Raw genomic sequence first — 12524 nt, 5'->3', positions numbered from 1 at the left:
ACACTCCCACAACATCCTGGACTGCGTGCGCCGGGTGAAGGCCCTGTACCCCGACGTGCAGCTGATTGCCGGCAACGTGGCCACCGCCGAGGGCACCCGCGATCTCATCGAGGCGGGGGCCGACTGCGTGAAGATCGGCATCGGCCCCGGCTCCATCTGTACCACCCGCGTGGTAGCCGGTATCGGTGTGCCTCAGATTACCGCCGTCTATGACGCCGCCCGTGTGGCCGCCGAGTACGACATTCCCATCATCGCCGACGGCGGCGTGAAGTATTCCGGCGACATCGCAAAGGCTCTGGCCGCCGGCGCCAACGTGGTCATGCTGGGTTCCCTGCTGGCCGGCTGTGAGGAATCCCCCGGGGACACCGAGGTCTATCAGGGCCGTCAGTTCAAGGTCTACCGGGGCATGGGCTCCCTGGGCGCCATGTCCTGCGGGTCCAAGGACCGCTACTTCCAGCAGAACAACAAGAAGCTGGTACCCGAGGGCGTGGAGGGCCGTGTGCCTTACAAGGGCCTGACCGGCGACACCATCTATCAGCTGATGGGCGGCCTGCGGGCCGGTATGGGCTACACCGGCTGCCACAATGTGGAGGAGCTGCACACCAAGGCCCAGTTCATGCAGATCACCGCCGCCGGTCTGAAGGAGTCCCACCCCCACGATATCTATATCACCAAGGAAGCGCCCAACTACACGGTCAATCCCCAGTAAGGTATGGAGCGCATCACGAAACAGGACGACTCCGGCGCCTGGATCATCCCGCCGGAGCAAAACCAAGCGGCTGCCGCCCGACTGGCTGCTTTCGAGAATGCCTATGAGCGCCTGATGGCCCGTCAAGGCGAGATCGGCGCCAAAATGGAGGCGTTAAAGGCCCAGGGAAAGCAAAAGACGGCGCAATTCCGGGAGCTGTTTGGAGAAAAACTCATGAATCAGAACACCCTGGCGCTGTGGGAGACCTACGGCGTCCGGTAAAGTACCATAAAGGGGACTGCCGCCTTTGCGGCAGTCCCCTTTTACGTCGGGCGCATTGTGTCAGGACGGCATATATGCTATAATTTTACCATTGACCAGGAAGGAGGGATGACCATGCTGCACTTGCTGTTGGGCCGGTCGGGTACCGGCAAGACCAGGATCATGCTGGAGACGATGGCTGCCCACGGCGGCTCCAGCCAGATCCTCATTGTGCCCGAGCAGCACTCCCACGACATGGAGCGGGCCCTGTGCCAGGTGGGCGGCAACAGCGTCTCCCTCCACGCTGAGGTACTCTCCTTCACCCGGCTGGCAAACCGGGTGTTCTCCGCCTGCGGCGGGCTGGCCGCCCCCACCCTGGATCAGGGGGGCCGGCTTTTGCTGTTGTATGCCGCCCTCAAGTCGGTGGCCGACCAGCTCAAGGTGTATCAGCGGCCCTCACGGAAGCCCGCCTTCCTCAACAGCCTGCTGGCCACGGTGGACGAACTGAAAAGCTGCTGCATCACCCCGGAGCAGCTGTGGTCGGCGGGACAGGAGACCGGCGGCGGCGAGGGGGACAAGCTGAGCGATCTCTCCCTCATCTATGGAGCCTACGAGGCCATGACCGCCCGGCGGTGGGCCGATCCACGGGACAGACTGACCCGGCTGGCCCAGGCTTTGACCCAGACCCAATGGGCGCAGGGCAGGGCATTTTATGTTGACGCATTTACCGACTTCACGCCCCAGGAGCGGCAGGTGATTTCCGCCCTGCTGGCTCAGGGCGCGTCGGTGACGGTGGCCCTTACCTGCGACAAGCTGGAGGAGGATCAGGAGGGCGCGGGTATTTTTTCCCCCGCCCGGCGCACCGCCCGGCAGCTGCTGCGGTTGGCCAGGGAGCGGGGAATACCCGCCCGGACCGAGGTGCTGACGGAGGACAAAACCGGCCGTTCTCCCTCTCTGGCCTACCTGGAACAGGAATTGTTTGCACCCCGGCCGACGCCGCTGGAGGACGGCGGGGAGGGCGTTACCCTCTTTACCGCCAACACCCCCTACTCCGAAGTAGAGTGGACGGCGGCGGAGATTTTGCGCCTGGTGCGGGAAGAGGGCTACCGTTTCCGGGACATCGCCGTGTGCGCCCGCAGCCTGGAGGGGTACGGCCCCACCATCGAGACGGTGTTTGCCCGCTATGGGGTGCCGGTGTTTCTCAGCCGCATGAGCGACATTTTGGAAAAGCCCATCCTCACCCTTATCACCGCCGCCCTGGATACGGTGGCGGGGGGATATCGGTACGACGACCTCTTCCGCTGCCTCAAAACCGGCCTCACCGGCCTGGGCCAGGAGGACGTGGATCTGCTGGAAAACTATGCCCTCACCTGGGGGCTGGAGGGGAGCGCCTGGACGGGGAAAAAGGACTGGAGCAACCACCCCAAGGGCTACGGCCGCAAGTTCACCCAGGAGGACACCGCTCTGCTGGAGCGGCTCAACGCCCTGCGGCGGCAGGTGACCGCCCCTCTGGAGGAGCTGCGGAAGCAGCCGGACAAGACGGGGCTGGGTCAGGCCATAGCCCTATACCGCTTTTTGGAAACTTTGGGAGTGCCGGAGCGGCTGGCTCAACGGACGGAGGAGCTGCGGCAGCGGGATCAGGCCGCCCTGGCGGAGGAGTACGCCCAGCTGTGGGACATCCTGTGCGGCGGCCTGGAGCAGTGCGCCCAGATTTTAGGGGATACCCCAATGAAGCTGGAGGAGTTTTCCAAACTCTTTTCCCTGGTACTCTCTCAGTACGACGTAGGTTCCATCCCGGTGTCCCTGGACCGGGTGAACGCCGGGGAGATGCCCCGATTGGCCCACAAGGGTTATCGGGCGGTGTTCCTGCTGGGGGCGGACGACGGGGCCATCCCGGCGGTGTCCCCTTCGCCGGGGCTGCTCAGCGACGACGACCGCAGCCTGCTGGCTTCCTACGGCCTGGAACCTGCCCCGCGGACGGGGGACAAGCTGTACCGGGAGATGACCATCGTCTATGAGACCTGCGCCCTGCCCCGGGAGCAGTTTTACGTCAGCTGGTCCGCCGCCGGAACCGGAGGCGAGGAACACCGCCCCGCCTTCCTCATCCCCCGTATGAAGGGACTGCTTCCCCGCCTGCGGCAGGTGGAGGAGGGACGTCTGGACGGTTCCTTCCGTCTGGCGGCTCCACGACCTGCCCTGGAACTGGCAGGACGGTTCCCCCAGGCGGCGGCAGCTCTGGCTGTGCTGCCGGACTACGCCCCCCTGGTGGAGCGGATGAACCGGGCCGCCTCTCTGGAACGGGGCGCCCTGTCCCGCCCGGCGGTGGATGTCCTCTACGGGAAGCGGGTACCCATGTCGGCCTCCCGGATGGACAAGTACAAGGCCTGCCACTTCTCCTACTTCATGCAGTACGGACTGAAGGCGGAGCCCCGGCGGACCGCCGGGTTCCAGGCCCCGGAATACGGCACCTTCATCCACTTCGTGCTGGAACACGTCCTCAAGGCCTGCCAGGGGCGGGGAGGCGTAAAAGAGGTGCCGCCCGAGGAACTGCGTATCCTCACCGATCAGGTGGTGGAGCAATATGTGCAGGAAGAGCTGGGGGGACTGGAGGGCGAGAACGCCCGGTTCCAGTACCTCTTCCGCCGCCTGCGCAAGTCGGTGTACGCCGTGGTGGACAACGTGGCCCAGGAGCTGCGCGCCTCCCAGTTCCAGCCCATCTCCTTTGAGCTGGGCTTCGGCAGCGGCAAGGATCTGCCCCCGGTGGAGCTGAATGTGGACGGGATCACCGTCAGCATCTCCGGCTTTGTGGACCGGGTGGACGGCTGGGTTCACGACGGCAGGCTATACCTGCGGATCGTAGACTACAAGACGGGACGCAAGTCGTTTGACTTGACAGATATTTGGCATGGAATGGGCCTTCAGATGCTGCTCTACCTGTTTACGCTGGAACGTGAGGGAAAAGGCCTTTACAATCAAGATATAACAGGGGCTGGCGTCCTATACCTGCCTGCCCGGGACGCGGTGGTGGCAGGCAGCCGGGCCATGAGCGACCAGGACCGCCAGAAGAAGGTGGATGCCCAGCTGCGGCGCCGCGGCGTGGTGCTGGACGACCCGGAGGTCCTCTCTGCAATGGAGGACCCGGAGGAAGGCCCCATCCGCTTCCTGCCCGTCCGGGTAAACAAGAGCGGGCAGATCACCGGCGAGGCCCTGGTGTCCGCCCAACGGCTGGGCAAGCTGGCCCGCCATACCGACCACATCCTGCGGCAGATCGGCCAGGAGCTGGCGGCGGGCAACATCAACGCCGACCCCTTCTGGCGGGGACCGGAGCAAAATGCCTGCCAGTGGTGTGACTACGCCGCCGCCTGCCACTTTGAGGAGGGCAGGGGAAACGACAAAAAGCGGTGGCTGCCTACCGTCAAGGGCGAGGACTTCTGGGCGGCTGTGGAGCAAGAGTAAAATCGCCTCCTGTTTGGGGCAGGCTATAGAAGGCCTGACGTTTAAATCCAACCGAGCAAGCACAAAATCTCCTTAAGAGATAAGAGAAAGGAACTACAACTCTATGGCGTTTTTTGGAAGCTTTTTGAGCAACACCAGCAACTTCCTCTACACCTATATTCTCATCGCCCTGCTTATCTTCGCGGGGCTCTACTTTACCATTCGGACCAAAGGGGTGCAGTTCCGCCTGTTTCCCGAGGCCATCCGGGTGCTGGGGGAGAAGAAGAAGGACGGCAAGGACATCTCCTCCTTCCAGGCCCTGATGATCTCCACCGCCTCCCGGGTGGGTACCGGCAACATTGCCGGTGTGGCCAACGCCATCATTGCCGCCACCCTCATCGGCGGCTACGGCGCGGTGTTCTGGATGTGGCTGCTGGCCCTCATCGGCGCTGCCTCCGCCTTTATTGAGAGTACCCTGGCCCAGTGCTACAAGGAGAAGCACGGGGAGAACTGGGTGGGCGGCCCGGCCTACTATATCCAGAAGGCCCTGGGCAGCCGCTTCTTCGGCGTGGTGTTCGCCGTGCTGCTTATCGCCTGCTTTGCCTACGGCTTCAACGCCCTCCAGGCCTATAACGCCGGTTCCGCCCTCCAGTATTACCTGCCCGACTACTCCAACAGCATCTGGCCTATGGTGGTGGGCGCGGTACTGGCCATCCTCACCGGTGTGTGTATCTTTGGCGGCGTGCAGCGCATCAGCGCCATTACCTCCGGCATCGTGCCCGTGATGGCCGCCATCTATATTGCCCTGGGTCTCTTTATTACCATCAAGAACATCGGCCAGGTACCTCACATGATCTCCCTGATCTTCTCCCAGGCCTTCGACCCCAAGGCCATGTTCGCCGGCATCGGCGCCTCCTGCATCATGCAGGGCATCAAGCGGGGCCTCTACTCCAACGAGGCCGGTATGGGCTCTGCCCCCAACGCCGCCGCCGCCGCCGATGTATCCCATCCGGTGAAGCAGGGGCTGGTGCAGATGCTGTCCGTGTTCATTGACACCATCGTGATCTGCTCCACCACCGCCCTTATGCTGCTGCTGTCCGGGGTGCCCATCGACGCCTACAGCGAGGGTATGAACTTTGTCCAGGCGGCAGTCCACGCCCAGGTGGGCTTCTTCGGCCCCATCTTTATCACTATTTCCATCTTCCTCTTCGCCTTCAGCTCCCTGGTGGGCAACTACTACTACACCGAGTCCAACTTCAAATTCATCAAGGATTCCAAGGTCGGACTGCTCATCTTCCGGCTTACCTGCGTGGCGGCCATCTTCATCGGCGCCCAGATGAATTTTTCCATGGTATGGGATCTGGCCGACGTACTCATGGGCCTGATGGCTCTGGTGAACCTGGTGGCCATCCTGCTGCTGGGGGGCAAGGCCCTGAAAGTGCTGAAAGATTATGTGAACCAAAAGAAGGCGGGCAGGAACCCGGTATACCGCTATGAGGAGGTGGGCGTAGGCGACCCCCAGATCTGGGACGAGGCCCACGCCCGCAAGTGGGAGAGCTGATATTCCGTAAACCAAATCCGACCCAATAAAAAGGAGGGAACCAGATGGCCTTTTCCCTGACAGAAGAACAACAGGCGGCGGTAGACAACCGGGGGGGCGGCCTTCTGGTCTCCGCCGCGGCGGGCTCCGGCAAGACCCGGGTGCTGGTGGAGCGTCTGCTGGCCCGGGTGGAGGAGGGGGCGGACATTGACCACTTCCTGGTCATCACCTACACCAAGGCCGCCGCCGCCGAGCTGCGGGGCCGCATTGTGGAGGAGCTGTCCGACCGGCTGGCCCTGCGGCCCGCCGACAGCCACCTGCGCCGACAAGCAACGCTGGTGTACAAGGCGGGCATCTCCACCATCCACGCCTTTTGCGCCCAGCTGCTGCGGGAGTGCGGACATCTGCTGGATCTGGACCCGGACTTCCGGCTGTGCGACGAGGGGGAGGCGGGCATCCTCATGCTCCGCGCCCTCAACGACGTGCTGGACCGGCGGTATGAGTCGATGGAGCCTGAGGGAGACTTTGCCCGGCTGGTGGACACCATGTCCGCCGGGCGGGACGACGCCCGGCTGGTCCAGATTGTGCTGGACATCCGGGGCCGGGTCCAGGCCCACCCCAACCCCGCCGCCTGGCTGGCGGAGCAGGAGCGCACCTTTGCCCTGGAGGGGATCACCGATCCGGCCCAGACCCCTTGGGGGAGGCTGCTGTTGAACGACGCCGCCGGGCAGGCGGCTTACTGGCGGCGGCGGATGGAGGAAGCCGGAGCATTATGTGAACTGGATACCAATCTGCTGGCTAACTACGGGGACAGCGTGGCCCAGACCGCCCAGGCCCTGGGGCAGTTTGAGAAAGCGGCGGTCCAGGGCTGGGACGCTGCTCGTGCCCTGTTGCCCATCCCCTTTCCCACAGTGGGCCGGAAGAAGATGGTGGACGATCCCGCCGCCGTGGAGCGGGTGAAGGCCATCCGCAACGCCTGCAAAAAGCGGCTGGAGAAGCTGGAGGATTGGTTTGCCGACAGCGGGGACGACCTGCTGGCCGATCTCAGGACGGTGTACCCCGCCATGCGGGGGCTGTTCGCCCTGGTGCGGGACTTTGAGGAGGCCTATGCCGCCGAGAAGGCCCGGCGCGGGCTGGTGGATTTCTCCGACCTGGAACACATGGCGGTGCGCCTGCTGGTGGGGGAGGACGGCCAGCCCACCGAGCTGGCCCGCCAGTGGAGCAGCCGGTACGACGAGATCATGGTGGATGAGTACCAGGATACCAATGAGGTACAGAACGCCATTTTCTCCGCCCTGTCCAAAGACGGCACCAATCTGTTCATGGTGGGGGACGTGAAGCAGTCCATCTACCGCTTCCGGCTGGCTGACCCCACCATCTTCCTGGGCAAGTACCGTGCTTTCAAGCCTTATACCGAGGCCGGGGAGGGGGAGGAGCGGCGTGTCATCCTGTCCCGCAACTTCCGCTCCCGGCCCGAGGTGCTGGAGGGGTGCAACGACCTGTTCCGGGCCATTATGTCGGTGCCCTTTGGGGAGATGGAATACGCCGACGATCAGGCCCTCTACCCTGGCGCTCCGTTCCCGCCGGATTCCAACTACTGTGTGGAGCTGGACGCCCTGGACGGGGACATCGACGGGGAGGAGGGGACGGAGCAGGTGGGCCGGGATCTGCTGGAGGCCCGGTTTGCCGCCCGCCGCATCCGGGAACTACTGGACCAAAACTTCCCCGTCTCCGATGGAGAGGGGGGTACCCGCCCGGTACGGCCCGCCGATATTGTAATTTTGCTCCGCTCTCCCAACACGGTGCTGCGCCACTATGCCCGAGCCCTGGCCGAGCGGGACATCCTGTGGGAGGCCGAGGGAGGAGGAGACTTCTTCGCCTCCACCGAGATCTCGGTGGCCCTGTCCCTGCTCCAGATCGTGGACAATCCCCGGCAGGACGTGCCCCTCATCTCGGTGCTGCGCTCCCCGGTGTACGGCTTCTCCGCCGACCGGCTGGCCCAGATCCGCTCGGCCAGCCCGGATACCGACTTTTACGCCGCCCTGGAAGCGGACGACGGCGCGGACAGCCGGGCCTTCCTGGCCGAGTTGGCCGACCTGCGGTTTGGGTCGGGGGATGAGAGCTGCCACCAACTGCTGTGGCACATCTATGACCGCACCAACCTACTGGGCATCTTCGGCGCCATGGGGGAGGGGGAGGCCCGGCAGGGCAACCTGCTGGCTCTGGCCGAGCTGGCCCGGCAGTTCGAGGGGGCGGGCCACAAGGGCCTGTTCCGATTTCTTACCTACCTGACCCGCTTGCGGGACAACGGAAATACCCTGACGCCCCCCACCCCCGGCCGCACCGGCGGCGGGGTGCGCATTATGAGCATCCACAAGTCCAAGGGCCTGGAGTTCCCGGTGGTGCTGTTGTGCGGGCTGGCCCGGCGACTCAACCGGGAGGACATGAGCCGCCCCATCCTCTTCCACCCCAAGCTGGGGGTAGGCCCCAAGGGCCTGGACGTGGAGCGGGGCATCGAGTACCCCACCCTGGCCCGGATGGCGGTGGCCCGCCAGTTGGAGCGGGAGATGATGGCGGAGGAGCTGCGCCTTCTCTATGTGGCCATGACCCGGGCCAAGGAGAAGCTGATTTTGTCGGTGGCCCTCACCGGGGGCGGAAAGGATCTGGAGAAGCTGGCGGGGGACAGCGGATACCCGGTGGACCCACAAGTGCTGCTGGCCTGCCAGAGCGTGGGCCAGTGGGTGCTGCTCCACGCTCTGTGTCGCCCCGAGGCGGGAGCCCTCCGCCGGGCGGCACAGCAGGAGGTGGAGGTTCCCGCCGCCCCCTTCGGCCCGGCGTGGAACATCCGGTTCGTGGACGGCACGCCTTTGGCCCAGACGCCGCCCCATCGTTGGACAGCCCCGGAACGGGGAGTGGAGGAGACGGAGGATGGGGTGGCCCTGGCCGCGGTGCTGCGCTGGAGCTATCCCTATGCCAGAGAGACGGCCATCCCCTCCAAGCTCACCGCCACCCAGCTGAAGGGCCGCGACCTGGACGAGGAGACGGCGGAGGAGGCCCCCCGGCCCGCCCGGCCTCTCAGCTTCGGACGGCCCCGGTTTGCCGCCGAGGAATTGGGCCTTACCGCCGCCCAGCAGGGTACCGCCCTCCATCTGGTGCTGCAATACATTGACTTTGAGAAGGCCGAGACGGTGGAGGGGGTGCGTGGGGAGATATCCCGCCTGATGGCGGAGCAGTACATCACCCCCCAGCAGGGGGAGGCGGTGGACCCCACTCCCATCGCCGCCTTCTTCCAGTCGGAATTGGGGCAGCAGCTGCTGTCCTCCGTCTCTCTGCGCCGAGAATTCAAGTTTTCCATTCTGGTACCCGCCTGCCAATACGATCCCCAGGCTGGGGAGGGGGAGCAGGTGCTGCTCCAGGGCGTGGTGGACTGCTACTATGAGACCCTGGAGGGGATCACGGTGGTGGACTTCAAGACCGACCGGGTGACCCAGCGCACCGTGGCGGAGCGGGCGGAGCATTACCGTCCCCAGCTAGAGGCCTACAGCCGGGCTCTGGAGGAGATCACCGGGAAACCGGTGGTGCGCCGGGTGCTGTGGTTCTTTGCCCTGGATCGGGGTGTGGATCTGTAGCAATTTGAAAATTTCTGAAAAAAACGGTTGCAATCCACCAGCCTTTGTGCTATCATATTCTAGCGTTTATAAGGCGTGGAGGTTTGCTGCGCCGCTTCATCCAGAACGAGAAAGAGGTGAACACGACATGAAGGAAGGCATCCATCCCAACTACGAACAGACCACCATCAAGTGTGCTTGCGGTAATGTGATCGAAACCGGATCTACCAAGAAGGACATTCGCGTGGAAGTCTGCTCCAAGTGTCACCCCTTCTTTACTGGTAAGCAGAAGATGGTGGATACTGGCGGACGTGTCAGCCGCTTCAACAAGAAGTTCGGCCTGGACAAGAAGTAAGTTCGTATGTGAGGGACCCGTACCGGTTTCGGTACGGGTCCTTTTTCACTTATACAACACCTTTCTTTTTTTCGGAAAGGCACATATAATATAGAGTAAAGACAACAGGAGGTGCCTGCTATGTTTGAAAAGATCGATCCCAAGGCGTTGGATCAAAACGTCTTTTCCCTGATTGGGGATCAGTGGATGCTCATTACCGCCGGAACAGAGGAGAAGTGCAACACCATGACCGCCAGCTGGGGCGGCCTGGGTGTGCTGTGGGGCAAGCCGGTGGCCACCGTTTACATCCGACCCCAGCGGTACACCCTGGAGTTTGTGGAGCGGGAGGATACCTTTACCTTGTGCTTCTTCGGGGAGGGATACCGGAAGGCCCTGGCCCTGTGCGGCTCCAAGAGCGGCCGGGATGTGGACAAGGTGAAGGAGTGCGGCTTTACGGTTGCCACGGCAGAGGGTGCCCCCTACTTTGAGGAGGCCGACCTGGTGCTGGTGTGTAAAAAGGCCTACTGGCAGGATATGGACCCCACCCACTTCCTGGATGGGGAGATCGACGGCAAGTGGTACCCTGAGAAGGACTATCACCGCATCTTCATCGGCGAGATCCTGGAGGTCTTGCGGAAAGTATAACGTAGGGGCGCGCATTGCGCGCCCGTTGGAGGACAAATGACAGAAAACCAAGAGAAAAAAGCCATCAACCGGGCAGTGCTGGTGGGCCTCAACGCCCACTGCCTGTCCGAGGCGGAAAATGCCGACGACTCCTCCATGGAGGAGCTGGCCGACCTGCTGGAGACGGCGGGGGGCATATGCGTAGGCACCGTGTTCCAGAACAAGGATACCCCCGACCCCCGCACCTTCATCGGTGAGGGCAAGGTGGCGGAGGTGAAGGAACTGGTGGACGCAATGGGGGCGGATATGGTCATCGTGGACAACCCCCTGTCCCCCTCCCAGCAGCGGGCCCTGTCGGAGGATCTGAAGGTCCAGGTGCTGGACCGGGCAGCCCTGATCCTGGATATCTTCGCCCAGCGAGCCCGCACCAAGGAGGGCCGCCTCCAGGTGGAGCTGGCCCAGTACCAGTACCTGCTGCCCCGGCTGCTGGGTATGTGGACCCATCTGGAGCGGCAGGAGGGCGCCATCGGCACCCGCGGCCCTGGTGAGACCCAGCTGGAGACCGACCGGCGGCACATCCGCAGAAAAATCCAGAAACTGCGGGAGGAGTTGGAGCAGGTGCGCCGGGTGCGGGCCACCCAGCGATCCCGCCGGGAGAAGAACGAGGTGCCGGTGGTGGCCATCGTGGGCTATACCAACGCCGGCAAGTCCACCCTGCTCAACAAGCTGACCGGGGCGGATATTCCCGCCAACAACCGGCTGTTCGACACCCTGGATACCACCACCCGCACCCTGGAGATTTCCGATACCTGCACGGTGCTGCTCAGTGACACGGTGGGCTTCATCCGCAAGCTGCCCCACCATCTGGTGGAGGCTTTCAAGGCCACCTTGGAGGAGCTGTCCTATGCCGACCTGCTGCTCCACGTCATCGACACCTCCAACCCGGAGTGGCGGGAGCAGGCGGAAGTGGTGGAGAAGCTGATCTGCGAGCTGGGGGCGGAACACACCCCCCGCATTGACGTGTTCAACAAGATTGACCGCTGCCCCAGCGAGATTCTGCCCCACGGGGAGGATATCGTGTCCATCTCCGCCAGGACGGGCCAGGGGCTGGATCAGCTGCTGCACATGATCGGCGACCGGCTGGATACCGGCGCGCAGAAGGTGGTACTCCACATCCCCTACGACAAAGGGGGATTGGTGGACATGCTCCACCGGGAGGCCAAGGTGGAGCGGGTGGACTACGGTGAGACCATCGAGGTGGAGGCCATCTGTACCCCCATCCAGCTGGGCCGGTTAAAGGACTATATCGTGTCCGGCTGGACGCCCCCCAAGGAGTTTTGGGAAGACTAAGGCATATGAAGGAGGGCAACACCATGAAACCACTGGAGACCGAACGCCTGCTGCTGCGTCCCTTTACCGAGGAGGACGCGGAAGGGTTATATGCCTACGCCAGCCACCCGGAGGTAGGCCCCTGGGCGGGATGGAAGCCCCATGCCGACGTGGCGGAGAGCCTGCGGGTGATCCGGGACATTTTCCTGCCCTCCGATACCCTGGCGGTGATCCGCAAGACCGACGGGCGGCTCATTGGCTCCGCCGGGTTTGTGGGCAAGCACCGAACTGAACTGGGTACTCCCAGCGAGGAGGTGGGCTACTCCCTGGCCCGGGACTGCTGGGGTCAGGGCCTGATCCCTGAGGCGGTGGAGGCCATCCTCCGCCACGCCTTTGCAGATCTGGGCTATGCCGCCATCTGGGCCGCCTACTATGACGGCAACCGCAAATCCAAGCGGGTGATGCAGAAATGCGGTATGACCTATCGCCTCAGCCGGGTGGAGCCGGTGGAACAGCTGAGTGAGACCCGGCTGGCCCACTACTTTGCCATCACCAGAAGGGAGTGGGAGGTCCGATGAGGGAATACTACATCCCCACCGCCCCCTCGGAGACCGAGTTTGTGGAAAAACGCTCCCGGTTCATCGGCCATGTCTGGCCGGTGGAGAGCGAGGAGGAGGCCCGGGGTTACATCGAGGCCATGAAGAA

At 63.7% G+C, this 12524-nt stretch carries 9 protein-coding genes; all 9 read left to right on the top strand.

What is annotated here, in order from left to right:
* The coding region (locus Q0K43_RS07915; RefSeq protein ID WP_297290012.1) for an IMP dehydrogenase at nt 1-709 on the top strand (709 nt) is incomplete at its 5' end.
* Nucleotides 710-712: 3 nt separating this feature from the next.
* Nucleotides 713-970 carry a hypothetical protein gene (locus Q0K43_RS07910; protein WP_297290011.1) on the top strand — a complete coding sequence of 86 codons (258 nt, stop codon included), beginning with the start codon at nt 713-715 and terminating at the stop codon, nt 968-970.
* Nucleotides 971-1084: 114 nt separating this feature from the next.
* A complete protein-coding gene (locus tag Q0K43_RS07905) occupies nt 1085-4405 on the top strand; it encodes a PD-(D/E)XK nuclease family protein (RefSeq protein ID WP_297290010.1) in 3321 nt (1106 codons plus the stop codon).
* Nucleotides 4406-4508: 103 nt separating this feature from the next.
* Nucleotides 4509-5945, top strand: coding sequence for an alanine/glycine:cation symporter family protein (locus Q0K43_RS07900; RefSeq protein WP_297290009.1), 1437 nt, complete (start codon nt 4509-4511; stop codon nt 5943-5945).
* A gap of 44 nt (nt 5946-5989) precedes the next feature.
* Nucleotides 5990-9553, top strand: a complete 3564-nt coding sequence (gene addA, locus Q0K43_RS07895; RefSeq protein WP_297290008.1) for a helicase-exonuclease AddAB subunit AddA — start codon at nt 5990-5992, stop codon at nt 9551-9553.
* A 127-nt stretch (nt 9554-9680) separates the two neighbouring features.
* Nucleotides 9681-9887: a 50S ribosomal protein L31 gene (gene rpmE / locus Q0K43_RS07890; RefSeq protein WP_007489589.1), complete on the top strand. Its 207-nt coding sequence runs from the start codon at nt 9681-9683 to the stop codon at nt 9885-9887.
* A 120-nt stretch (nt 9888-10007) separates the two neighbouring features.
* Complete coding sequence (locus Q0K43_RS07885; RefSeq protein ID WP_297290007.1) at nt 10008-10511, top strand: flavin reductase family protein; 504 nt, start codon at nt 10008-10010, stop codon at nt 10509-10511.
* Between the two features lie 36 nt (nt 10512-10547).
* On the top strand, nt 10548-11840 hold the full coding sequence (hflX, locus tag Q0K43_RS07880) for a GTPase HflX (RefSeq protein ID WP_297290006.1): 1293 nt from the start codon (nt 10548-10550) through the stop codon (nt 11838-11840).
* A gap of 23 nt (nt 11841-11863) precedes the next feature.
* Nucleotides 11864-12397: a GNAT family N-acetyltransferase gene (locus tag Q0K43_RS07875; protein WP_297290005.1), complete on the top strand. Its 534-nt coding sequence runs from the start codon at nt 11864-11866 to the stop codon at nt 12395-12397.
* Nucleotides 12398-12524 lie beyond the last annotated feature (127 nt).

The sequence above is a fragment of the uncultured Flavonifractor sp. genome (assembly GCF_944383115.1).
GTDB lineage: Bacteria > Bacillota > Clostridia > Oscillospirales > Oscillospiraceae > Flavonifractor.
Note: the sequence above shows the minus strand (reverse complement) of the source record. Positions and strands in the feature narration are given on the sequence as shown.